Origin of the sequence: Sphingomonas sp. CCH15-F11 (assembly GCF_001557005.1) — a bacterium.
Taxonomy (GTDB): domain Bacteria; phylum Pseudomonadota; class Alphaproteobacteria; order Sphingomonadales; family Sphingomonadaceae; genus Sphingomonas.
In genome coordinates this window covers 1-23,953 of record NZ_LSKG01000180.1, presented here as the reverse complement: position 1 = coordinate 23,953, position 23,953 = coordinate 1, and the positions used below count along the sequence as shown (strand labels likewise).

Below are 23,953 nucleotides of genomic sequence, written 5' to 3'. Positions count from 1 at the left end.
ACCGGCGGTGCCGTCGCTTTCCTCGGCGATGATGCGCTTGATCGACGACAGGATGTCCTCCATCGAGGTTTCGCCGCCCAGGTCGCCCATCATCCCGATCCCAATTTCGCCGCCAACGCGCCTATCTGTCGGGATTTGCGGGGCCCGTGTCAACGCCACGCTGCAGCTCGGGATCGAGCGGCTTGGTCACGACCGGCGTCTGCGCCGGCGTGTTCGCGGTGCTGCTCGCGACCGGCGCGGCACGCGCGCCGTCGCTCCAGTCCCACAGCCCGCCGCGCACCCGGCGATAATTGACGTCGGGATCGTAAAGCGGCCCGCCGTCGAGGCCCAGGTCGCGCGCCTCCGCCCGGCCCATCGCCGCCAGCAGCGCGAAACCGGCGACATAGGCGTCGCGGCGCGCGGTCACCAGCGTCACTTGCGCATTGAGCAGCTCGCGCTCGGCATCCAGGATGTCGAGGATCGTACGCGTGCCGACGCTGTTTTCGGCCCGCACCCCTTCAAGCGACAGCCGGTTCGCCGACACCTGCGTCTCCGCCGCCTCGATCACGCGCAGCGACGATTGCCAGTTGGCGAAGAAGGCGCGCGCCTGCTCGATCACCGCGCGTTCGGTCGCGGTCACCTGCTCGATCGCGACGCTCTCCAGCGCCCGGGCCCGGCGAACGTTCGCGGCTGGTGCGCCACCCTGATAGATCGGGATCCGCATCTGCACGCCCGCGCTTGCGCCCGAGCCCGAATTGACGCTGACATTGCCGGCATTCTGGGACGATAGGTTGTTGAAATAATTGCCGCCCAGGAACGTCGAAACCTGGGGCAAACGCTGCGCACGTGCGGCACGCGCGTCGAAACCGGCCGCGTCGCTGTTGCGGCGCGCCGCGATCAGCGTCGGATTGTTTTCCAGCGCGACTGCGACGGCGGCATCGGCGTTGTCGGGCAGCCCGGGCAGCGGCGGCGGCTGTTCGAGCGATTCGGGCGCGGCGCCGACGGTGCGGATATAGAATTCACGGCTCGCGATCAGCGTCGCCTCCGATCCGCGCAGCTGGCCGACCGCGGCGGCCAGGCGGGCCTCGGACTGCGCCACATCGGTGCGCGTGACGTCGCCGACCTCGAACCGGTCGCGCGTCGCCTGCAAATTGACCTCGAGCGCGCGGACATTCTGACCGTTGAGCTCGACGATCGCCTCGTCGCGGATGACGTTCAGATAAGCCGCGACCACGTCGGTGAACAGCTGCGCCTCGGTGCCGCGCAGGTTGGCGCGTCCTGCCTCGACCCGGGTCTTGGCCGCGCGCACCGAATTCTTGACCGCGCCTCCGGCATAGAGCGGAACGCTGAGACTGGCCTGCCCCGTCACCGACCGTGCGGGGGCGAAGAACTGATTGGCCGCCTGCTGGAAATCCTCCGAATAGCGCGCGTCGACCGCCGCCGAAGGCAATCCGTCCGCGCGGGCAAGCGGCACCGCCTCGTCCGTCGCGCGCAGGCTGGCGCGCTGGCCGGTGATCGTCGGATTGGTCGAATAGGCGCGGACCAGCGCGTCACGCAACGTTTCGGCGCTGGCCGGGCCGACAGCAAGCACCGCTACGCCGGCGAAAAGGAGAAGACGGTGTCTCATCATGCCCGATTTCAGAAGGTGAAGCCCCTGGGCCGCTCGAACCCCGGCAGCACCACGCACTCGACATCGGCGAAATCGACCATGCCAAAGCCGCCCTGGCTCCGCTGGCCGCGCGCCAGCCGCGTGACGCCGCGATCGACGATCCCGGTGACGATGCGCCCGTCGGGGCGACACTGTTCGACGAAGCCGTCGGGCAGCCGTTCGACCGCACCGTCGATCACGATCACGTCATAGGGTGCGCCCGCCGCCCAGCCCTGGTTCAACGGCCCCTCGACCAGTTCGACATTGCCGATGCCGGCCAGCGCGGCGCGCGCCGTCGCGGCCAGATCCGCCGATTCTTCCACCGCCACGACATGCGCCGCCAGCCGCGCGAGCAGCGCGGCGGCATAACCGCCCGCGGCCCCGATCAACAGCACGCGATCCGCCGGCGCGATCTCGGCCGCGACCAGCAACCGCCCGGTCGCCAGCGGGTCGTTATGCATCCGCCCCGCACCCAGCGGCAGCGGACGGTCGCGATAGGCGACATTGCGCAGATGCGCAGGCAGAAACTGTTCGCGCGGGACATTCGCCATCGCGTCGACGACTCGCGGATCATTGACCGAATTCGTCCGCAGCTGACTGTCGACCATCGCCTGGCGCGCGGTCGCGAAGGAAAGCGTCTGGGGAGCAGTCTCGATCATTATTGGCCTCTGTCGCACAGCTGTATTATCGATGCAATACACATCCTGCTACATCGGCTTCTAATGATATGATTTCACGTCGCCAAGCGCGCGTACGATTGTTTTTCGCAGTCGCCGTCCGGAACCAAGGGTTGACACTGCGTGCGGCCCCGCGCATCTCGCGCGCCTGCTTCGGCCCGATGGCGGAGTGGTGACGCAGCGGACTGCAAATCCGTGCACGCCGGTTCGATTCCGGCTCGGGCCTCCAAGCATCCGGCGCGATCGGCGAAGGCCGCTTCACGCGGTTTAGCCCTTTGCAAATAGTGCAGGCGCGCTATCGCGTCCGACGATGTCGTTGACCGATCCCGCCCTGCCCGCATGCCTGTCGGGGGAAGACCCGGGGGCGGTGGACGAGGATCATCTGGCGCTCGCAGCCGCCTGTGCGCCGGGCGTCGCCCTGTGCACCATCGTCGGCATCGACGGCAGCTTCTCCCGTCGTATCGGCGCGCAGCTTGCGATTCGGCCGGACGGCAGTTTCGCCGGCAGCCTGGCCGACGGTTGCCTGGAGGCGCAGCTGCGCACCGATGCCCAGGGTGCGACGACGCCCGTCGTCCGACGCTATGGCCGGGATTCGGGCGTCGTGGATTTTCGCCTGCCCTGTGGTGGCGGCCTCGACATCCTGATCGACCCGGTGCCCGACCGCGCCGCTTGCGCCGCCGCGATGACGGCGCTCACGGCGCGGCGTGCCGCAACGATTTCGCTGCCGCCCAATCCGTATCTCGGCGCGCGGCGCTATCTGCCGTGTCTCGCCATCCGCGCGTTCGGCGAGGGGCCGGAACTGGGCGCGCTCGAACGCATCGCCGCGGCAGCGGGCGTCGTGTGCCAGGGGGTTGAGAAGTCCGGCCTGTCGCTGGGCCGCCGAAGCGGCCTGCCGGACGCCGACCGCTGGACGGCGATCGTCGTGCTGTTCCACGACCATGAGTGGGAAATCGCGCTTCTCGACGAAGCATTGGCGAGCGACGCCTTCTACGTCGGGGCGCAGGGCGGTTTCACCGCGCGCGCCGCACGCCTGGAAGCGTTGCGGGAGCGCGGCGCCGACCCTGTCGCGCTCGCCCGCGTGCGCAGCCCGATCGGCCGACCCTCGGGCAGCCGGTCGCCCCAGACGCTGGCGCTGGCGATCCTTGCCGAGGTGGCGGGGGAATATGAGCAGCTCCGGACCAACCCCTGACCCCGCGCCCGCGTTCGCGCTGCTGGCGGCGGGATCGGCACGCCGTTTCGGCGACAGCAAGCTCGTCGCCGACCTGCTCGGCAAGCCGCTCTGGCGCTGGGCGGCGGACGCCGCGGACAGTGCCGGCTTCAAGGCCAGATGGCTGATCCTCTCGCGTGAGACGGCGGCTGATATCGGTCCCGTGGCAGCCGACTGGGAGGTAGCGATCAATCCCGACGCCGGCAGCGGCCTCGCCACCTCGATCGCGCTCGCCGCCCATGTGGCCGCGCCGCACCCAAGGCTCGTCATCGCACTGGCCGACATGCCCTGCGTCACGCCGCCCCTGCTCGGCCAGCTGGCGCGCGCGCCGGGAACGGCCTTTACCCGCTACGCCTCGGGCCGGCCCGGGGTCCCGGCGGCATTCGACGCCAGCGACTTCGCCAGGCTCATGCGGCTCAACGGCGATCGTGGCGCGGCGGCGATCGACTGGGGATCGGCAACGACGATGATCGACCCGCCGTCGACCGACGCGTTGCTCGATGTCGATACGCCCGCGGACCTCGATCGCGCGGCGGCGATCCTGGCGCGGCGCTGACCCTGCACCGGCGGGCAAGAATGCCCGCGGCGACCGGCATCGCACCCGTCAGTCGGGCATCGCGGCCAGGACCCGGTCGGGCGTCATCGGGAACGCCAGCACGCGCGCGCCGCACGCATGGTAGACGGCGTTCGCGATCGCCGCCGCGCCGCCGCACATGCCCAGCTCGCCGATCCCCTTTGCTTGGATCAGGCTCGCCGCCGCGTCGCGTTCCTCGACAAGGACGACGTCGATGTCGGGAATGTCGCGATGAACGGGCACGTGATATTCCGCCAGGTCGCAGTTGACGAGGTGGCCGTCGCGCGGATCAAACGCCAGCGCTTCGGTCAGCGCCACGCCGATACTCCAGGTGATACCGCCCAGACATTGCGAGCGCGCCGTGGTGGGATTGAGCACCCGCCCGAACCCGAACGCGCCGGTCATCCGGTCGATGCGGGTTTCGCCGGTGAAGCGATTGACCCGGACCTGCGCGAAGAACGCACCGAATCCCGCGGCAGTGAACGCGTCCTCGATCTTGCCGGGTTCGTAATGCCCCTCGCGGACGATGTCCGCGCCGCTCAGCAGATCGGTCAGCGATTGACCCGAAGCCGTCCGACCACGCGTGAGCCGAAGCTCGCGCTCGGACACGCCGGCGCGGCTCGCAAGGTCCTCGCGGATCGCCTGACAGGCGACATAGACCGCCGATCCGATCGACGCCGCCCCCCAGCTTCCGCCCGAACCCGGCCCGCGCGGGTGACGCGTATCGCCCAGGTCGACCAGAATGTCGGCCGGATCGAGGCCCAGCATCTCCCCGACCAGTTGCGCCAGGATCGTGTAGGTCCCGGTGCCGATATCGGTCATGTCGGTTTCGACTCGCGCGGTGCCGTCGCGTCTCAGCGTGACGCGCGCGGTCGCCGCCTGGACATTATGCACGCGCGCGGCGCTCGCCACCCCCGTGCCGATCCACCATTCGCCGTCGCGCGTCTGACGCGGCCGCCGCGGCGATCGGTCCCATCCGAACGCCTCGGCCCCCTTGTTCAGGCATTCGGCAAGCGTATGCGAGGAAAAAGGCAGGTCCTTCTCCGGATCACGCGCGGGAATATTCCGCAGGCGAAGCTCGACCGGATCGATCCCGACCTTTTCCGCCAGAATGTCCATCGCCGCCTCCAGCGCGGGCATGCCCACCGCCTCGCCAGGCGCGCGGACGGAGCCCGCGGTCATCCGGTGGATGCGCGCCAGATCGAGCGACAGCTCGCGGTTTTCGGCACCGTACAGGAAGTGCGACGATTGCAGCACCGGCTCCGCAAAGGCTTCGCCGGGGAGATTCGAGACGAGCGCATGATGGCCAAAGCCGATCAGCCCGCCTGTCGCATCCGCCGCCAGCCGCAGCCGCTGGGTCGTTTCCGACCGGCGCATGATCCCCTGAAACACCTGCTGCCGCGACAGGACGACGCGAACCGGACGACCGAGCTGCATCGCCGCGATCGACGCGGCGACGACGTCCTGACTGATGCCGAGCTTAGAGCCGAAGCCGCCCCCGACATAGCGCGAGACGAGCCGGATCCGGTCCTCATCCAGATCCAGTGCGTCGGCAAGCTCGCTGATGTTGTAGTTCAGCATCTGGAGCGATGCGTGGACGGTCAGCCGCTCGCCGTCCCATTCGGCAATCGCGGCGTGCGGCTCCATCGCCGCCGATGCATGGCCCTGGGTGGTATAGGTGACATCGACGCTATGGGTGGCCCCGCGCATCGCCTGGGCCAGATCGCCCCGGCTGACCGCGTCGTCGGTCTGCGCTTCGGGATCGACCGCTGCCGGATCGACGGGCGCATCTGGGTCGGCGCGATATTCGACCTGGAGTCGTCGCGCCGCGTCGCGTGCATGTTCAAAGCGCTCGGCGACGACCAGCGCGATCGGCTGGCCCCAGTAGCAGACCTGCCGGGGCGACTGCGCCGGAGCCTTGTCGGCGGTGCCCTGGGCGGGTCGCGTGGTCAGTCGCGGATCGTCGATCACCGCCAGCACTCCCGGCAGGGCAAGTGCTTGGTCCGTGGCGATCCGAACGACCTCGCCGCGCGTGATCGTCGCGGTCACGAGCACGCCCTCGGCACAATTCGCGACCGGATATTCGGCGGCATAGGGCGCGGTGCCCGTCACCTTCGCCAGTCCCTCGATGCGCGGGTGCGGTTTGCCGAGCACGCCCTGCCCCATCTGATCCAGGCGATTGTCGGTCGCGGGCTCATCCTGTCTGAAGCTGACGCTCATCGGGCCGTCTCCGTCACCTGGCTAAGGACCGCGTGCAGCGTGCGCCGCGCGAGGGTGACCTTGAACGCGCTGTCGCCGTCGCTGCGTGCGCCGTCGAGCAGGATGTCCGCGGCGGCGTCGAACAGCTCGGGCGACGGCGCCTGGCCGATCAGCGCGTCGCCGATGCGCGGATCGTGCCACGGCTTGTGCGCCAGCCCGCCAAAGGCCAGATCGGCCCGGCTGAACCTGCCGCCGTCCAGCGCGACGATCGCGGCGACCGATACCAGCGCGAATGCATAGGACGAGCGTTCGCGCACCTTCCTGTAAAGCTGTGTCGCGCCGACCGGCGGCGGAAGGGTGACGGCGGTGATCACCTCGCCCTGCGCGAGCACGTTGTCGCGCCATGGCGTATCGCCGGGCAGGCAATGAAAGGCGCGAACGGGGACGGAGCGTTCCCCACCGCCCGCCGAACGGAGATGGACGGTCGCGTCCAGCGCGCTCAGCGCCACCGCCATGTCGCCCGGATAGGTCGCGATGCACTGGTCGCTGGTGCCGAGGATCGCGTGCAGGCGGGCCACGCCGCCGATCGCGCCGCAGCCGGTGCCGGGCTGCCGCTTGTTGCACGGCTGGTCGATATTGGTGAAGTAATAGCATCGCGTCCGCTGGCACAGATTGCCGCCGGTCGTCGCCTTGTTGCGCAGCTGCTGGGTCGCCCCGGCAAGGATCGCGCGGGCGAGCACCGGATAATCGCGGCGGACCCGGGGGTGGACCGCGGTTTCGGTGTTGGTCGCCAGCGCCCCGATGCGCAGCCCGCCATCGGGGCTATCCTCGATTTCGCGAAAGCCGACATGGTTGATGTCGGCCAGCTGTGACGGCGTCGCGACCTGCAATTTCATCAGGTCGAGCAAATTGGTTCCGCCGGCGATGATCGCCGCCTGCGCATCGCGGGCGATTTCGATGGCGTCGTCGATCGCATGCACGCGACGATAGTGGAGCGTCCTCATGCCCCGCGCTCCCCGACAACCTCACGGATGGCCGCGATGATGTTGGCATAGGCGCCACACCGGCACAGATTGCCGCTCATCCGCTCGCGCAGCTCCTCGTCGGTGACATGGAAGTGGTCGGCATCGAGCGCACCGGTCGCATCGCTCGGCCACCCGTTGCCAAGCTCGTCGAGCATTGCGGTCGCGGCGCAGATCTGACCCGGGGTGCAATAGCCGCACTGAAACCCGTCATGCTTCAGGAATGCCTGCTGCAGCGGCGACGGCTCGGTCGGCGTGCCGATCCCCTCGATCGTCGTCACGCTCTCGCCGGCATGCATCGCCGCCAGCGTGAGGCAGCTGTTGATGCGGATGCCGTTGACGATCACCGTGCACGCGCCGCACTGGCCGTGATCGCAGCCCTTCTTGGTGCCGGTGAGGCCGAGGTCGTGTCGGAGAAAATCGAGCAACGTCGTGCGTGGATCGTCGGGCAACGCCCGCTCCGTTCCGTTCACGGTCAGTGTCTCCGCCACGCAAGCATCCTCCCCGGCAATGGCTGCCCGGAGGTTAAAGGGCTTGGGCGCGCGTTCGTTCCACCGATCGGCCGAACATTTGCGCACAAGCGTGCCGACACCGGCAGCCGCGCTCGGCGTAGCGCTATTTGGGCGTGATCAGGCCGAGCTCGCGCGCGACGTCATCAAGGTCGGCACCCGCCGGTACCAGGTTCCAGACGCGCGCGTCGGCGCCGTTGACGACGGTCACCGCGCCGCGCGGACACACGCCCAGACACCGGACCTCGACCACCCCGGCGGTGCCTTTGCGCCCCTTTTTCAGGCCGAGATGCTTGCGCAGTGCCTTGGCGAGCGGGGTGCGGCGCTTGGGGCCGAAACCGCCGTCGAGTTTCTTCGAGCATTTGGCACAGACGAGGATCGCATTCGACCATTGCGACCGGACCTGCCGCTTCATCGGCCGCCCTTGAGCGTCCGGCGCTCCTCAGCCGATCTCAGCACTTCATAGGCGGTCTGGATCGCCTGAAACCGCGTCGCGGCCTCCGCATCGCCGGGTTTGACATCCGGGTGATTGGCTTTGGCCAGCCGCCGCCAGGCGACCTTGACCGTCTCGAAATCGGCGTCGGTTTCGAGCCCCAGCACATCGAGCGCGCGCATCTCGTCGCGGCTGCGCGAACCGTCGCCGGGGCCGCCCCAGCCATAATGGCTCGCCTCGGCATAGCCATTGGCCTCACGCTGTTCATTGGCCTCGCGGCGCTTGGCTTCCACTTCGCTCAGCCCCTCGAAATAATTCCAGTTGCGGTTGTATTCGGCCGCGTGCGTTTCACAGAAATACCAGCGTTCGCGGCTGTTGGGCGATTTGGGCGCGGGCCGGTCGCCCGGCTGGTCGCACCCGTCGCGATCGCACATCCGCACCGTCACGGCTTCGCGATCGGCACCGTAAGCGCGCCAGCGGGGAAACCCCCAATCCATCGAACGTGACGATCGGCTCATGCGACTCCAGATAGGCAGGCGCGCGCGCAATGGCCAGTATGGCCGAACGTCCACCCGCCGATGCACTGCCAGAGGGCCTGTAAGCCGGGTTCTGTCCACCCCCTTCCTCGCGGTCGGGGGATGGGCGACCATTCCTCTGGGACGACGCTCGCGCGCCGCCTCAAGCAACCAACCCGGACGACGCGCCGGAACGAGGCGCATATGCCGTCCCTATTCGGTCTTGCTCCCGGTGGGGTTTGCCATGCCGTTCCCGTTGCCGGGCCCGCGGTGCGCCCTTACCGCACCCTTTCACCCTTACCCTGCCAAAGCCGGGCGGTCTGCTCTCTGTGGCACTTTCCCTGGGGTCGCCCCCGCCGGGCGTTACCCGGCACCGTCGTTTCCGTGGAGCCCGGACTTTCCTCGACCCCGGATCAAGTCCGGAGCCGCGGCCGCCCGGCCCTCTGGCAGTGGGGGTTACCTAATCATCTCCCTGCGGTTTGGGAAGCAGGAGCGCGAGCAGGAGCATCCGGCACTCGGCATCGACTTCGCCGTCGATCATCTCGGGGCGGAAGCGGCGCTGGAACGCGCGGATCGCCGCGACGGGGTCGCTGACGTCATAGCCGAAGCGCTCGAGCGCGAGGAGGAAACCGCCCTCGCTCCAGCCCGGATCCATCAGGTTGCGGGTCGGGCGCGGCAATGCAAGCCGCAGCCGCGCCAGCTTTCCCCAGGGAAACAGCTCGCCGGGATCCTGCTTGCGCGCCGGGGCGACGTCCGAATGGCCGACGATGTTGCCGCGCGTGATGTCGTAGCGGTCCTTGATCAGATGGACGAGGCGGATGACCGAAGCGATCTGCGCGTCCGGGAAATCGCGATAGCCGAACTCATGGCCCGGATTGACGATCTCGATCCCGATGCTCGCCGAATTGACGTCGGTGATGCCGCGCCAGTGCGACCGCCCCGCATGCCACGCGCGCTTGTCCTCATCGACCAGCCGCAGGATCGCGCCATCCTCGTCCACCACATAATGCGCCGACACCTTGGCTTCCGGGTCGCGCAGCCGGGCAACGGCGCTGGCTGCGTCCTGCATCCCGGTATAGTGCAGCACGATCATCGTGATCGGCAGCTGCCGGTCATCGAAATTGGGCGAAGGCGCGTCGATCATGTCCATGACGACAGGACGCTGGCGCGCCGGGCGGGCAAAGGCAAGTGGGGGGCGCAACGCGTGCTACGCGATGTTGCCGCCTTCCGCTTACCCGTGAGGGACAAGCGCATCACTTATTTCTTGTCGTCACCCCGGCCTCGTGCCGGGGTCCACCGCGCCGGCTAACGCGACACTTCGCGGGTTAACGTCGCACGCCATCCAGCAACCAACCTTGCCATGCCATGATCAAATGCCAGCGCGCGCTGCACGGTGGACCCCGGCACAAGGCCGGGGTGACGGGCTATGGACGAGAATGCACGGGGCAGGCTAAGTCGCCCCGCCCCCCCCTCACACCAGCGCGCCGTGGCAATGCTTGTACTTGCGGCCCGAGCCGCACGGGCATGGCGAGTTGCGGTTGACCCGGCCTTCCCACAGTTCCGGGTTCTCGCCCAACTCGTCGCCCTCGGGCTGGGGCATCGCCATTTGCAGCGGCGGCAGCCGCGTCGTCACCAGGCCGGCCGACCCGCCATCCCAGTCGGCGCTGTTGTCCTCGCCGGTCAGCGGGTCGATATGCGTCGTCAGGAACGCCGGCAGCTCGGGCAGGTCGGGCGGCGGTGCCAGCTGGAACTGCGCGAACGCCAGCGTCCGGGTCACGTCCTCGCGGATCGACGCCAGCATCCGTTCGAACTGGCCGAACGCTTCCTGCTTATACTCGTTGATCGGCGTCTTCTGCGCATAGGCGCGCAGGTGGATGACCGCGCGCAGCGCGTCGAGCAGCGCCAGATGCTCCTTCCAGTGATGATCGAGATTCTGGAGCAGCACGCCTTTTTCGATGTCGGTCCAGGTCTCGGGCTCCAGCTCGGCGGACTTCTCCGCGATCAGGGCATCGGCCAGCTCACGGATGCGCGTCTCGATCGTCTCGGGCTCGATGCCTTCCTCGGCCTCGATCCACGCGCGCACGGGCGGGTCGATGTTGAGCGTCTCGCGCGCCGCCTCGATCAGGCCGTCGACATCCCATTGCTCGGGATAGCTGTTGGGCGGGCACGCCGCGCCGACCATGGCGTTGACCGTCTCGGCGCGCATGTCGACCACCACGTCGCCGACCGTATCGGCATCCATGATGTCGGCGCGCTGTTCATAGATCACCTTGCGCTGGTCGTTCATGACGTTGTCATACTCGACCACCTGCTTGCGGATGTCGTAGTTGCGCGCCTCGACCTTCTTCTGCGCGGTCTCGATCGCCTTGGTCAGCATCCGCGACGGCGGCATGGCTTCGCCATCCTCGATCGACGACCGCATCATCCGCGCGAACAGCGTGTTCGAGCCGAAGATCCGCAACAGGTCGTCGTCGAGGCTGAGATAGAAGCGGCTCAATCCGGGATCGCCCTGGCGCCCCGAACGGCCGCGCAGCTGGTTGTCGATGCGGCGGCTTTCATGGCGCTCGGTGCCGAGCACGAACAGCCCGCCTGCGGCCAGCACCTGCGCCTTTTCGGCTTCGATCTCCTGGCGGAGGCGCTCGATCGCCGCCTCGCGCTCGGGACCGTCGGGCATGTCGGCGAGCTCGTCGTTGATGCGGAATTCCAGGTTGCCGCCCAGTTTGATGTCGGTGCCGCGCCCGGCCATGTTGGTGGCGATCGTCACCGCGCCCAACCGCCCGGCCTGCGCCACGATATGCGCCTCCATCTCGTGATAGCGCGCGTTCAGCACCTTGTGGGGCACGCCTTCCTTTTCGAGGAATTCGGACAAGAGCTCGGATTTCTCGATCGACACGGTACCGACCAGCACCGGCTGGCCGCGCTCGGCATGTTCCTTGATCGTGCGCGCGATGCCGCGGAACTTGTCCTCGGTCGACTTGTAGAACGTATCCTCCTCGTCCACGCGCTGGACGGGCACGTTGGTCGGGATCGACACGACATTCATCTTGTAGATGTCGTAGAATTCGGGCGCCTCGGTCGCCGCCGTGCCCGTCATCCCGGACAGCTTGGGATACATGCGGAAATAATTCTGGAAGGTGATCGAGGCGAGCGTCTGGTTCTCGGGCTCGATATTGACGCCTTCCTTGGCCTCGACCGCCTGGTGCAGGCCGTCGGACCAGCGGCGGCCGTCCATCATGCGGCCGGTGAACTCGTCGATGATGACGACCTTGCCATCCTTGACGATGTAGTCGGTGTCGCGCTTGAACATCATGTTAGCGCGCAGCGACTGGTTGAGGTGGTGGACCACCTGCGTGTTCTCGAAGTCATAGAGATTGGCGCCCTGGAGCAGCCCGGCGGCCTCGAGCATCCGCTCGACCTTCTCCGTCCCGTCCTCGGTCAGGATGATCGAGCGCTGCTTCTCGTCCTTCTCGTAATCCGCCTCGGCAAGCTGCTTCACCACGGCGTCGACCGAGATGTAGAGCTCGGACTTGTCGTCGGTCGGGCCGGAGATGATCAGCGGGGTGCGCGCCTCGTCGATCAGGATCGAATCCACCTCGTCGACGATGGCATAAGCGAAGGGCCGCTGGACCATCGACGCGCGATCATATTTCATGTTGTCGCGCAGATAGTCGAAGCCGAGTTCGTTGTTGGTGCTGTAGGTAATGTCGGCGGCATAGGCCGCGCGGCGCTCATGATCGGGCAGGTTGGGCACGATGACGCCCGTCGTCAGCCCGAGGAAGCGATAGACCTGGCCCATCCATTCGGCGTCGCGGCGCGCCAGATAGTCGTTGACGGTGACGACGTGCACGCCATCGCCCGGCAGCGCGTTCAGATAGGTGGCGAGCGTCGCCACCAGCGTCTTGCCCTCGCCCGTGCGCATCTCCGCGATCTCGCCGCGATGCAGGACGATGCCGCCGATCATCTGGACGTCGAAATGGCGCATGCCCAGCACGCGCACCCCGGCTTCGCGGACCGTCGCGAAGGCTTCAGGCAGCAGCGCGTCGAGCTTTTCGCCGTTGGCGAGGCGTTCGCGAAACGCGGCGGTCTGCGCGGCAAGCGCGTCGTCGGACAGCGCCTGCATCTGCGCCTCCAGCGCGTTGATCTTGGCGACGATGGGTCGCATCGAGGCGACATAACGGTCGTTGGACGACCCGAAGAGCGACTTGGCAATTCCGCCGAGCATAGAAAATTCCTGTAATGATCCTGGGGTTCGGCGCGCACGCGGCGCGCCGGGGCCGTCACGGCCATTCAAAACGATCGCCGCGCCCATTGGTTGCGGGCGCGCAACGAGCGCGCGCTATTCGCGGCGGCGCTCGCCGCGGATCGCGGCGACCGGACGAAGCCGGATCGCGGGGACCGAAATCCCCACGTCGGCGCGCACGGGACCATAGCCTTGCGCGGGAAGGGGAAGCGCCGCGCTGTGCGCTGGGGACACGATCTGTGCCGCACGCGCAGCGACCGCGGCCACAGCCTCCACCTGACGCACCTCGGGCACGCGCGCGCTGCCGATCGCGCCGGTCAGGGCGGCGAACAGGGCGGATAGGATGAGCAGCGCGTTCATAAGCGTGGCCGCTACATAGGGTGCGGCGGCGGCGGCGTCGAACAAAAATCGCGCGCGCAACTCCATCGTTGATCTTCGCGCGCCGACACAACATGGATCGCGCCATGACTCATCCCCGCTCGCCGCTCGCGCCCGCGACCTTTCCCGACCTGCCGCAAGTCGCCGGGGTGATCCCGCGCGTGGCGCGCGCGCGCTACAAGGCATGGGACCGCTGTGACCTGACCTTCGTCACGCTCGCGCCCGGCACGACGGTGGCCGGCGTGACCACGCAAAGCCGCTGCCCCTCGCCCGAGGTCGAATGGTGCCGCCAGGCGCTGCCACTCGGCCGGGCGCGGGCGCTGGTGGTCAATGCCGGTAACTCCAATGCCTTCACCGGCGATCGCGGCCGCGCCGCGGTCGAGGCGATCGCGGCACGCGCCGCCGCACATCTCGGCTGCCAGCCGTCGGACATCTTCGTCGCGTCAACCGGGGTGATCGGCGTGCCGCTGCCGATCGACCGCGCCGAAGCGGGCCTCGACGCCGCCTTCGTCGCCGAACCGTGCGACTGGCGCGCGGCGACCGACGCAATCGGCACCACCGACACCTTTCCCAAGGCCGCGATGACCCACGCGATGATCGGCGACCGGCGCGTCAGCTTCGTCGGCATCATCAAGGGGTCGGGGATGATCGCCCCCGACATGGCGACGATGCTGGGCTTCCTCTTCACCGACGCGGCGATCGAGGCGGGGTTCCTCCAGCGCGCGCTCGACGAAGCCAATGCCCGCAGCTTCAGCTGCATCACCGTCGACGGCGATACGTCGACCAGCGACACGGTGCTCGCCTTTGCCACCGGCGCGGCGGGCAATCCCGCGATCGCCGGCGATGACGATCCGGGTGCCGACGCGGTGCGCGCGGCCATCGCCGACCTGTGCCTCCAGCTCGCGCATCTGGTCGTCCGCGACGGCGAAGGCGCGAGCAAGTTCATCGCAATCACGGTCGAGGGCGCAGTCAGCGACGCGAGCGCCCGTACGGTCGCGCTGTCGATCGCCAATTCGCCGCTGGTCAAGACCGCCATCGCAGGCGGCGACGCCAATTGGGGGCGCATCGTCATGGCGGTCGGCAAGGCAGGCGAGCCGGCCGAGCGCGACCGCCTCGCCATCCGCTTCGGTGCGACCCCGGTGGCGATGAACGGCCTGGCGGTCGAGGGCTATGACGAGGCCCCCGTTGCCGCGCACCTGGCGGGTGACGAGGTGGAGATCGGGGTCGACCTGGGGCTGGGCGACGGGCGCGCCACCGTGTGGACCTGCGACCTGACGCACGGCTATATCTCGATCAACGCGGACTACCGCAGTTGAGCGCGCGCCATCGCCCGATTGCGCGCCGCCGCACCTGCGCTATGGCGATGCCATGATCCTGGTCATCGACAATTACGACAGCTTCACCTGGAACCTGGTCCATTATCTGATGGAACTGGGCGCGGAGGTGAAGGTCGTGCGCAACGACGCGCTGACCGCGCAGGAAGCGATTGCCAGCAACGCACAGGCATTCCTGATCTCGCCCGGCCCCTGCACCCCCAACGAAGCGGGCATTAGCCTGGACCTGGTCGCGGCGTGCGCGGCGCAGCGCAAGCCGTTGCTCGGCGTCTGCCTCGGTCATCAGGCGATCGGCCAGCATTTTGGCGGCGAAGTCGTGCGCGGCGGGCTGATGCATGGCAAGACCAGCCCGGTGCTGCACGACGGGTCGGGGCTGTTCGCCGGCCTCCCCTCCCCGTTCACCGCGACGCGCTATCACTCGCTGATCGTGCGCGACATCCCCGACGACCTGATCGTCAACGCCACCGCAGAGGATGGAAGCGTCATGGGGTTCCGCCACGCCGAGTTGCCCATCCATGGCGTGCAGTTCCACCCCGAAAGCATCGCGACCGAACATGGGCACGACATGCTGGCCAATTTCCTGACACTTGCCGGGATCGAGCGGGAATGCGCGTGATCGCGGCGCTGCCCGATCCCTCGGCGCCGCTGTCGCGCGACGCGGCCGCCGCCGCGTTCGCCGCCATTCTCGACGGTGAGGTCGCCGACGCGGAGATCGCCGCGTTCCTGGTCAACCTGTCCGAACGGGGCGAAAGCGCGATCGAGATCGCGGCAGCCGCCCGCGCGCTTCGCGCCCGGATGCTCCCCATTGCCGCGCCCGCCGGTGCGATCGACGTCTGCGGGACCGGCGGCGATGGGCATCACACGCTCAACGTGTCGACCGCGGTCGCGATCGTCGTCGCGGCGGCGGGCGTGCCGGTCGCCAAGCACGGCAACCGCGCCGCGTCGTCCATGGCGGGGGCTGCGGACACGCTCGAGGCACTCGGCCTCGACCTCGACCGCGCGAGCCGGAGCGCAGAACGGACGCTGGCCGAAATCGGCATCGGGTTCCTGTTCGCGGCGCACCATCACCCCGCCCTGCGGCGGCTGGCGCCGATCCGCCGGGCGATCGGCCGGCGCACGATCTTCAACCTGATGGGCCCGCTCGCCAACCCGGCGAGCGTCACCCGCCAGCTGATCGGCATCGCCCGGCCCGACTATGTGCCGGTCTATGCAGACGCGCTCGCAACGCTGGGCGCGGAGGCGGCGGCGATCGTGGCGGGCGAGGACGCGCTGGACGAGCTGTCGACCGCCGGCCCGAGCGTCGCGGTCAATGTCGGCGCCGCCCGGCTGCCCGAGCGGATCACACCCGAAGATGCCGGCCTGCCCCGCCATCCGCTCAGCGCGCTGCGTGGCGGCGATGCTGCGCACAATGCGGCGGCGCTGCGGGCGTTGCTGCAGGGCGAAGCCGGTGCCTATCGCGACGCGGTGATCCTCAACGCGGCGGCGGCACTGATGGTCGCCGGGCGGGTCGAAACGCTCGCGGCCGGGGCCGAGGAAGCCGGCGAGCTGCTCGACAACGGCCTGGCGAACTCGCTTCTCGACTGCTGGATCGCCAACGCATGAGCACCATTCTCGCGCGTATCCTGGAGCACAAGGCGGCAGATGTCGCCGAACGGCGCGCGCGCGTGACGCTTGCCGAGCTCGACGCGCGCATCGCCGCTCAGGATCCACCACGCGGCTTCCGCGCCGCGCTCGATGCCCGCGCCGCCACCGGCTATGGCCTGGTCGCCGAGATTAAGAAAGCGAGCCCGTCAAAGGGGCTGATCCGCGCCGACTTCGATCCGCCGGCGCATGCGCGCGACTATGCCGCGGGAGGTGCCGCCTGCCTTTCCGTGCTGACCGACGAGGCGTTTTTCCAGGGCCATGACGACTTTCTGGTCGCCGCGCGCGCGGCATGCGACCTGCCGGTGCTGCGCAAGGATTTCATGATCGACCCCTGGCAGGTGGTCGAGGCGCGCGCGCTGGGCGCGGACGCGATCCTGATCATCGTCGCCGCACTCGACGATGCGCAAATGGCGGAGATCGAAGCGACGGCCTTTGCGCACGGCATGGACGTGCTGGTCGAGGTGCACGATGCCGAGGAGATGGCGCGCGCTGCCGGGCTCAGGTCACGACTGATCGGCGTCAACAACCGCAATCTGAAGACGTTCGAGGTCGATTTCGACAACACACTGCGGCTGATCGACCTGGCCCCGCCCGGCTGCACCTTCGTCGCCGAAAGCGGTATCGCCACTCGCGATGATTGCGACCGGCTGGCCGAACGCGGCATCCGCTGCTTCCTGGTCGGCGAAAGCCTGATGCGTCAACCCGACCTGGCTGCCGCGACGCGCGCATTGATCGGCGGCTGAGCGATGACGGGCCTCACCCACCTCGATTCCGACGGCAACGCCCGGATGGTCGACGTGGCGGACAAGGCGACGACCCGGCGCGAGGCGGTGGCGGAGGGGCGCATCGACATGGCCGATGACGCGCGCGCCGCGATCCGCGAGGGGCGTGTGCCCAAGGGCGATGTGATCGCCGTCGCGCGCGTCGCCGGGATCATGGCCGCCAAACGGACGAGCGAATTGGTGCCGCTGTGCCATCCCCTGCCGCTGGCGGGCGTGACGATCGACTTCACCCTTGATGATCGCGGGGTCGCCGTCCGCGCGACCGCGATCACTTCCGGGCAGACCGGGGTTGAAATGGAGGCACTGACCGCGGTGTCGGTGGCGCTGCTCACCCTCTACGACATGGCCAAGGCGCTCGACCGGGGCATGGTGATCGGCGGGGTGCGGCTGCTCTCGAAACGTGGCGGCAAGTCCGGAGACTGGCGGGCAGCGTAACGGGAAGCGCCCTTTCCTCTTCCGCACGCTTGCGGGGGACTGATAGGCGGTGGTCGGTGAAGCGCGTTTCTCGACTTCGCTCGAAACGAACGGATGGCGCGTTAACGGCAAAGGCCCGTTCGTTTCGAGCGAAGTCGAGAAACGCAGCCCCAACTGCCCCGAAAGAAAAGGCCCCCGGCATCGCTGCCGAGGGCCTGTCTTTCCCAGCCGCGAAACTCAGGCGAGATCGAAGCGATCCGCGTTCATCACCTTCGCCCACGCCTTGACGAAAGCGTTGACGAAATGCGCTTCCGACCTGCCCTCGGCATAGACTTCCGCCTGCGCGCGCAGCACCGAGTTGGAGCCGAACACCAGGTCGACGCGGGTGCCGGTCCATTTGGCCTCCCCGGTCTTGCGGTCGCGGGCGACGAAGATGTCCTCTGATTCCGCCGAAGGTTCCCACTTCATCGCAAAGCTCGAATTGAGCAGGTTGACGAAGAAGTCGTTGCTGAGCGTGCCGACCCGGTCGGTGAACACCCCATGCTTGCTGTCGCCGTGATTGGCACCCAGCACGCGCAGGCCACCGACCAAAGCAGTCATTTCGGGCATGGTCAGCGCGAGCAGATTGGCACGGTCGACCAGGTTCTCCTCCAGCGTCCGCACCGGCTTGTGCGCGGCATAGTTGCGGAAGCCGTCGAATTTCGGCTCCAGCGGCTCGAACGAGTCCGCGTCGGTCATTGCGTCGGTCGCATCGGTGCGGCCCGGCGCGAACGGCACGGTCACGTCATGACCAGCCTTCTTTGCCGCCGCCTCGACCGCCGCACAGCCGCCGAGCACGATCAGGTCGGCGATGCTGACTCGCTTGCCGCCCGCGGCCGACGCGTTGAACTCAGCCTGGATACGCTCGATCGCCGCCAGCGCCTGGGCGAGCTCCGCCGGCTCGTTGACCGCCCAGTCCTTCTGCGGGGCGAGCCGGATGCGCGCCCCATTTGCCCCGCCGCGCTTGTCCGAATTGCGATAGCTCGCCGCCGAGGCCCACGCGGTCTTGACCAGGCGCGAGATCGAGAGCCCGCTGTCGAGCAGCTTCTGCTTGAGCGTCGCGATATCGCCCGCGTCGATCAGAGGGTGATCGACCGCCGGCACCGGGTCCTGCCAGATGCGCGGTTCGGCGGGCACTTCCGGCCCGACCAGCCGGTTGATCGGACCCATGTCGCGGTGGGTCAGCTTGTACCAGGCTTCCGCGAACGCCTTGGCGAACTGGTCCGGGTTTTCGTAGAAGCGGCGCGAAATCTTCCCATATTCCGGGTCGAAGCGCAGCGACAGGTCGGTCGTCAGCATCGTCGGCTTGTGCATCACGCCGGGCAGGTGCGCATCGGGGATATCCGCGACCGCATCCTTGGCGACCCATTGGTGCGCGCCGGCAGGGCTCTTGGTCAGCTCCCACTCATGCTCGAACAGGTTCTTGAAATAGAGGTTCGACCATTTGGTCGGCTCCTGTGTCCAGGTGACTTCCAGGCCGCTGGTAATGGTGTGCTCGGCATTGCCCTTGCCGTAGCTGTTCGCCCAGCCCAGCGCCTGGAGCTCGAGCGCCGCGCCCTCCGGCTCGGGACCGACATATTCGCCCGGATTGGCCGCCCCGTGCGTCTTGCCAAAGGTGTGGCCACCCGCGATCAGCGCGACGGTTTCCTCGTCGTTCATCGCCATGCGGCCAAAGGTTTCGCGGATGTCGTGTGCGGCGGCGACCGGATCGGGATTGCCGTTCGGGCCCTCGGGATTCACGTAGATCAGCCCCATCTGCACCGCGCCCAGCGGGTTTTCCAGCTCGCGCTCGCCTGAATAGCGGCCGGTATCGGCCAGCCATTCGCGCTCGGGTCCCCAATAGACGTCCTCTTCGGGCTCCCACACGTCGGCGCGGCCGCCGCCGAAGCCCGCCGTCCGGAAACCCATCGATTCGAGCGCGACATTGCCGGCGAGTACCAGCAGGTCCGCCCAGCTGAGCGCCCGACCATATTTCTGTTTGACCGGCCACAACAGCATCCGCGCCTTGTCGAGATTGGCGTTGTCCGGCCAGCTGTTGAGCGGGGCGAAACGCTGCTGCCCGGCACCCGCGCCACCGCGCCCGTCACCGATGCGATAGGTACCCGCGGCGTGCCACGCCATGCGGATGAACAGCGGACCGTAATGACCGAAATCGGCCGGCCACCATTCCTGCGAATCGGTCATCAGCGCGGTGATGTCCGCCTTCACAGCGGCGAGATCCAGCGCCTTGAACTCGGCGACATAATCGAAATCCTCGCCCATCGGGTCGACGAGCGGAGAATTCTTGTTGAGGATCGAAAGATCGAGCTGGTTCGGCCACCAAAGCCGGTTGGTCATGCCGAACAGGACGGCCGCGCCGTCCATGTGATTGCCGTGGATCGGGCATTTCGATTCGACGTTCATGGCTTCTCCAATCCTGCAGTTTTGCTCTGGGAACTTGGTCTCTCTCTGCCGCGGAGGATTGCGCCGGCTTGCGGATTCGTCCAGACGTTTAATCCGGTCAGACTGATCGAAAGCGGCTGAGAAACGATCGCCGAAATCGCCCGACGCCGCTTTTCTCAGGGGTCAAACCCGCTAGAGCACGTGGCGATGAACGCCGCTCCTCCGAATTCCGCGCCGCTGGCCGTTGCCGAAGCCCAGCGCCGCCTGCTCGCACTCGCCGGACCGACGCCCGTCGAACACGCCGCCCTGCACGCCGCGGCCGGGCGCTGGGCCGCCGCCCCGGTGCAGGCCGCGCGCACCCAGCCGGCGAGCGACCTGGCGATGATGGACGGTTATGCGTTGCGCTTCGCCGATCTGGGGGCACCGCTCCGGATCGTCGGGGAAAGCGCGGCCGGCGCGCCCTTCACGGGGCAGGTCCGCATCGGTCAGGCGGTGCGGATCTTCACCGGCGCGCCCGTGCCCGCCGGGGCGGACACGGTGCTGGTGCAGGAGGAGGCGCTGCGCGAGCGTGACCGGCTCAAGCTCAGCGGCGAAGGTCCGGCCGCGATCGGCGCGAACATCCGGCCGCGCGGGCTGGACTTCGTCGCGGGCGCGCCGCTGATCGCGGCGGGCGCGCCGTTGACCCCACCGTGTATCGCGCTGGCGGCGATCGCGGGTCACGCCAGCCTGCCCGTCCATCGCCGGCTGCGCGTCGCGATCGCGGCGACCGGCGATGAACTGGTGCGGCCCGGCGATCCGATCGGTCCGGCGCAGCTGCCCGAAAGCAACGGGGTGATGCTTGCCGCGATGCTGGCCAACCTGCCCGTCGACCTGATCGACCTCGGCATCCTGCCCGATGATCTCGATGCGCTGACCGCGGCGTTCGGCACGGTCGACGCCGACCTGCTCGTCACCAGCGGCGGCGCGTCGGTCGGCGACCATGACCTGGTCCGCCCGGCGCTGGCGGCGGCGGGTGTCACGCTCGATTTCTGGCGGATCGCGATGCGGCCGGGCAAGCCGTTGATGGCCGGCACGCGCGGCGCGATGGTGGCGATCGGCCTGCCCGGCAATCCGGTTTCCGCATTCGTCACCGCGACGCTGTTCGTCCTGCCGCTGATCCGGGCACGGCTGGGCGCGCGCGATCCGTTCCCGGCGATGACGACCGCGATGCTGGGGGTGGCCCTGCCTCCCAACGGCCCACGCGCGGACTATCGACGCGCAATGCGCGTCAACGGCATTGTGGTCGAGCCGGCGCGACAGGACAGCTCGATGCTCCACGCGCTCGCCGACGCGGACTGCCTGATCGTGCGCGCGCCCCACGCTCCGGCCGCTGCGCCCGGCGACTCGGTGGAAATCCTGCCGCTCGCGCCCGCTGGTGCTTGACAGCGTTCCCCGCGTTTCCTAAAAGTTCCGGGTCTGTTCCGACGGAGAACCCCGATGCTCACGCGCAAGCAGCATGAACTGATCTGTTTCATCTCGGATCGCCTCGCCGAAACCGGGGTGTCGCCGTCGTTCGAGGAGATGAAGGAGGCGCTCGACCTCAAGTCGAAGTCGGGCGTGCACCGGCTGATCAGTGCGCTGGAGGAACGCCATTTCATCCGCCGCCTGCCCAATCGCGCCCGCGCGCTCGAAGTGCTGCGGATGCCCGAGCGACCGGAAGCCAAGAAGGGCAAGGGCGCTGCCGCCACGGGTACCCCGCCGAGCCAGGCACCGCAGCGGCCAGCCCCCGCCAACGACGTGATCGAAATTCCCCTCCACGGCCGGATCGCGGCCGGCGTGCCGATCGAGGCGATGGAGGGGCAGCAGATGCTGCCGGTGCCCGCCGCGTTGCTGGGCGCGGGCGATCATTATGCGCTCGAAGTCGCGGGCGATTCGATGGTCGAGGCCGGCATCCTCGATGGCGACTATGCGCTGGTGCGTCGGACCGAGACCGCGCGCGACGGTGAGATCGTCGTGGCATTGATCGACGAGAACGAGGCCACGCTCAAATATTTCCGTCGCGAGGGCGCGATGATCCGGCTCGATCCGGCCAATCGCAGCTACGATCCGCAACGTTACCGTCCCGACCAGGTGCGCGTACAGGGGCGGCTTGCCGGGTTGCTGCGTCGCTACTGACCGGAAGAACGCCGAGAGCGTGAGGTCACGCGTGGCGGTTGCACCGTTGCAGGGTCGAGCCAGGGATGGCGATCGCCGGGCCGGCGCACCGTCGTCACCCGGCCTGCGCCGAACGCGATCGCGACCCCGCCGGTTCGCGCCAGTGTCGCGCGATCCAGCTTCAGCCAGCGCGGCGTGCAGCGACGCGGCAACCGCCGCTCGCTGACGATGATGTCGACATCGCGACACAGCCGAACGATTTCGGCGATGGGCACGAGATAGCTGCTGCGCGTCGCGGCGATCCGCCAGCGTCGTGCGCCTTCGCGATGCTCCACCACACACAGGTCGCGGTTGCATCGCGCGGCGGGATGGGTATCGAGCGCATCCGCCGCGCCGTCGACGCCGCTCGCCTCACCCAGGATCGAGCGGACATAGTCGCCCGATCGCGCGCGCAGCAGCGCCAGGCCGCCGTCATCCGTGCGCAGCGCCAGATGGCGGCCGTCGCCGGTCACGACCAGATCGGGCGGCGGCGTCCCCAGCGCCCATACCGCGCCGATCAACAGCGGCACGGCCCCCCAGCGTCGCCACCGCGTCCGCCACAGCATCAGCCACAACCCGCCGGCGATCATCGCGGCAAACGCCCCGGCGGGCATCGACGGCAGCGTCGCGATCGCGCCGGGCGCATTGGCGGTGGCGTGCGCGATCGCGAGCAACAGGTCGAGCGCGACGCCCGCGATCCACCAGAAGGGCGCGCCCAGGCCGATCGTGTCGGCGATCAACGCCATCGCCTCGACCGGCATGATGACGAACGTCGTCATCGGGATGGCGATGATATTGGCGAGCGCGCCGTACAGCCCGGACTTGTGGAAATGGAACAGTGCGATCGGCGTCAGCGCCGCCTCTACGGCCAACCCGGTCAGCAGCGTCGTGCCGAGCGCACGGACCAGCCGGCGCGCGCCGCTCTCCTCGCGCCGCGCGAACCAGCCCTGGACGCGCGGATGCTCGTGCAACGCGACGATCGCGGTGACGGCGGCGAAGCTGAGCTGGAAACTCGGGCCGACCAGCGTTTCGGGAAAGATGAGGAGCACGATCGTCGCGCCCGCCGCGATCAGCCGCAGCGTGATCGCCTCCCGCCCGATCGCCAAGGCGGCGAGCACCAGCAGGGCGGCGATGCACGACCGCACCGTCGGCACCTCCGCGCCCGTCAGCCAGGTATAGCCGATTGCCGCCAGCCCCGCCGCGCCCGCCGCCACGACCGGCAAGCGCACGCGCAACGCGAGCCACGGGCTGAGCGCGAGCAGGCGGAGCATGACGAGCATCGTCGCGCCCACCACCGCGGTCACGTGAAGGCCGCTGACGGACAGCAGGTGCGCCAGGCCCGACCGCCGCATCGCCTCGGCATCGTCGTCGGCGATGCCGCCTTCGTCCCCGGTGGCGAGCGCCGCGGCAATGCCGCCGCCGCTGCCCGGCAGCCGGCTGCGGATATGCGCCGACAGTCGATCGCGAAGCGGCGCACCCGCGTCTGCGCCGGGGGTGACGAGCGCCACGCGCCCCAATGCCCGCCCGGTCGCGCCCAATCCCTCGAACCAGGCGACGCGCGCAAAATCATAGCCTCCGGGCACTCCGGCGAGGGGCGGCGGCACCAGCCGTGCGCGCAGGCGGACCCGCGCGCCGCGTCGCACATCGGCGGGCAAATCCGTGTCGGCCACGTTGACGCGCAGGCGCGGCGGCAGGCCCGACCCCGGCAGCGTCGCGATGCGCAGTCGGACGATCTCGCGCGCGGGCAGCGGCTCCACCCGATCGACCCGGCCATCGATCGTCACCACCGAAGGTCGCGCCAGCAC

At 68.6% G+C, this 23,953-nt stretch carries 21 protein-coding genes, 1 tRNA gene and 1 other RNA gene; 10 read left to right on the top strand and 13 right to left on the bottom strand.

Features of this window, described 5'->3' with window-relative positions; translation table 11 throughout:
* Positions 1–121 precede the first annotated feature (121 nt).
* Both AX709_RS17750 and AX709_RS17745 read right to left on the bottom strand, forming a co-directional pair.
* A complete protein-coding gene (locus AX709_RS17750) occupies positions 122–1,609 on the bottom strand; it encodes a TolC family outer membrane protein (RefSeq protein WP_443026334.1) in 1,488 nt (495 codons plus the stop codon).
* An 8-nt stretch (positions 1,610–1,617) separates the two neighbouring features.
* Positions 1,618–2,286, bottom strand: coding sequence for a protein-L-isoaspartate O-methyltransferase family protein (locus tag AX709_RS17745; RefSeq protein ID WP_066551307.1), 669 nt, complete (start codon positions 2,284–2,286; stop codon positions 1,618–1,620).
* 173 nt (positions 2,287–2,459) lie between these two features.
* Here AX709_RS17745 and AX709_RS17740 point away from each other — a divergent pair.
* The 3 genes from AX709_RS17740 to AX709_RS17730 all read left to right on the top strand — a co-directional run bounded on the left by AX709_RS17740 (position 2,460) and on the right by AX709_RS17730 (position 4,067).
* Positions 2,460–2,533 (top strand) — tRNA-Cys (locus AX709_RS17740).
* A gap of 81 nt (positions 2,534–2,614) precedes the next feature.
* Positions 2,615–3,493 carry an XdhC family protein gene (locus AX709_RS17735; protein WP_066551305.1) on the top strand — a complete coding sequence of 293 codons (879 nt, stop codon included), beginning with the start codon at positions 2,615–2,617 and terminating at the stop codon, positions 3,491–3,493.
* Complete coding sequence (locus AX709_RS17730) at positions 3,468–4,067, top strand: nucleotidyltransferase family protein (RefSeq protein ID WP_066551303.1); 600 nt, start codon at positions 3,468–3,470, stop codon at positions 4,065–4,067. The genes AX709_RS17735 and AX709_RS17730 overlap by 26 nt, the downstream gene beginning before the upstream one ends.
* Positions 4,068–4,115: 48 nt before the next feature.
* On the opposite strand, the gene AX709_RS17725 is transcribed toward AX709_RS17730, so the two are convergent.
* From AX709_RS17725 to AX709_RS17685, 9 genes are all read right to left on the bottom strand, one after another.
* Positions 4,116–6,305, bottom strand: coding sequence for a xanthine dehydrogenase family protein molybdopterin-binding subunit (locus AX709_RS17725; RefSeq protein WP_066551301.1), 2,190 nt, complete (start codon positions 6,303–6,305; stop codon positions 4,116–4,118).
* Complete coding sequence (locus AX709_RS17720; RefSeq protein WP_066551299.1) at positions 6,302–7,288, bottom strand: FAD binding domain-containing protein; 987 nt, start codon at positions 7,286–7,288, stop codon at positions 6,302–6,304. The genes AX709_RS17725 and AX709_RS17720 overlap by 4 nt, the downstream gene beginning before the upstream one ends.
* Positions 7,285–7,797 carry a 2Fe-2S iron-sulfur cluster-binding protein gene (locus AX709_RS17715; RefSeq protein ID WP_066551297.1) on the bottom strand — a complete coding sequence of 171 codons (513 nt, stop codon included), beginning with the start codon at positions 7,795–7,797 and terminating at the stop codon, positions 7,285–7,287. Before AX709_RS17715 ends, AX709_RS17720 begins: the two co-directional genes overlap by 4 nt.
* A 124-nt stretch (positions 7,798–7,921) precedes the next feature.
* A complete protein-coding gene (locus AX709_RS17710) occupies positions 7,922–8,230 on the bottom strand; it encodes a (2Fe-2S) ferredoxin domain-containing protein (RefSeq protein ID WP_066481778.1) in 309 nt (102 codons plus the stop codon).
* Entirely contained in the window at positions 8,227–8,766 is a 540-nt protein-coding gene (locus AX709_RS17705; protein WP_066551295.1) for a J domain-containing protein, read from the bottom strand. Before AX709_RS17705 ends, AX709_RS17710 begins: the two co-directional genes overlap by 4 nt.
* A 64-nt stretch (positions 8,767–8,830) precedes the next feature.
* Positions 8,831–9,210, bottom strand: an RNA gene (gene rnpB, locus AX709_RS17700) — RNase P RNA component class A.
* A 13-nt stretch (positions 9,211–9,223) separates the two neighbouring features.
* On the bottom strand, positions 9,224–9,913 hold the full coding sequence (locus tag AX709_RS17695; RefSeq protein ID WP_066481782.1) for an N-acetylmuramoyl-L-alanine amidase: 690 nt from the start codon (positions 9,911–9,913) through the stop codon (positions 9,224–9,226).
* A gap of 321 nt (positions 9,914–10,234) precedes the next feature.
* The gene (secA, locus tag AX709_RS17690) at positions 10,235–12,985 is read right to left on the bottom strand and encodes a preprotein translocase subunit SecA (RefSeq protein ID WP_066551289.1); all 2,751 of its coding nucleotides are present in this window, start codon (positions 12,983–12,985) and stop codon (positions 10,235–10,237) included.
* Positions 12,986–13,099: 114 nt separating this feature from the next.
* Positions 13,100–13,429, bottom strand: a complete 330-nt coding sequence (locus AX709_RS17685; RefSeq protein ID WP_066551287.1) for a hypothetical protein — start codon at positions 13,427–13,429, stop codon at positions 13,100–13,102.
* Between the two features lie 38 nt (positions 13,430–13,467).
* Here AX709_RS17685 and argJ point away from each other — a divergent pair, with 38 nt between their 5' ends.
* From argJ to moaC, 5 genes are read left to right on the top strand one after another with little or no spacing between them, the layout of a single operon-like run.
* On the top strand, positions 13,468–14,697 hold the full coding sequence (gene argJ, locus AX709_RS17680; protein WP_066551309.1) for a bifunctional glutamate N-acetyltransferase/amino-acid acetyltransferase ArgJ: 1,230 nt from the start codon (positions 13,468–13,470) through the stop codon (positions 14,695–14,697).
* A gap of 52 nt (positions 14,698–14,749) precedes the next feature.
* Entirely contained in the window at positions 14,750–15,331 is a 582-nt protein-coding gene (locus AX709_RS17675) for an anthranilate synthase component II (protein ID WP_066551285.1), read from the top strand.
* Positions 15,322–16,317, top strand: coding sequence for an anthranilate phosphoribosyltransferase (gene trpD, locus AX709_RS17670; RefSeq protein ID WP_066551280.1), 996 nt, complete (start codon positions 15,322–15,324; stop codon positions 16,315–16,317). The genes AX709_RS17675 and trpD overlap by 10 nt, the downstream gene beginning before the upstream one ends.
* Positions 16,314–17,102 carry an indole-3-glycerol phosphate synthase TrpC gene (trpC, locus tag AX709_RS17665; RefSeq protein WP_066551278.1) on the top strand — a complete coding sequence of 263 codons (789 nt, stop codon included), beginning with the start codon at positions 16,314–16,316 and terminating at the stop codon, positions 17,100–17,102. The genes trpD and trpC overlap by 4 nt, the downstream gene beginning before the upstream one ends.
* Before the next feature lie 3 nt (positions 17,103–17,105).
* Entirely contained in the window at positions 17,106–17,576 is a 471-nt protein-coding gene (gene moaC, locus AX709_RS17660; protein WP_066551276.1) for a cyclic pyranopterin monophosphate synthase MoaC, read from the top strand.
* Between the two features lie 216 nt (positions 17,577–17,792).
* Here the strand turns inward: moaC and katG are convergent, their stop codons facing one another.
* Entirely contained in the window at positions 17,793–19,997 is a 2,205-nt protein-coding gene (katG, locus tag AX709_RS17655) for a catalase/peroxidase HPI (protein ID WP_066551274.1), read from the bottom strand.
* Between the two features lie 186 nt (positions 19,998–20,183).
* Between katG and AX709_RS17650 the strand changes: the two genes are divergently transcribed.
* Positions 20,184–21,398 carry a molybdopterin molybdotransferase MoeA gene (locus AX709_RS17650; RefSeq protein WP_066551272.1) on the top strand — a complete coding sequence of 405 codons (1,215 nt, stop codon included), beginning with the start codon at positions 20,184–20,186 and terminating at the stop codon, positions 21,396–21,398.
* Positions 21,399–21,452: 54 nt separating this feature from the next.
* The gene (gene lexA / locus AX709_RS17645; RefSeq protein WP_066481811.1) at positions 21,453–22,130 is read left to right on the top strand and encodes a transcriptional repressor LexA; all 678 of its coding nucleotides are present in this window, start codon (positions 21,453–21,455) and stop codon (positions 22,128–22,130) included.
* Here lexA and AX709_RS17640 read toward each other — a convergent pair.
* The coding region (locus tag AX709_RS17640) for a ComEC/Rec2 family competence protein (RefSeq protein ID WP_156454319.1) at positions 22,124–23,953 on the bottom strand (1,830 nt) is incomplete at its 5' end. The genes lexA and AX709_RS17640 overlap by 7 nt on opposite strands.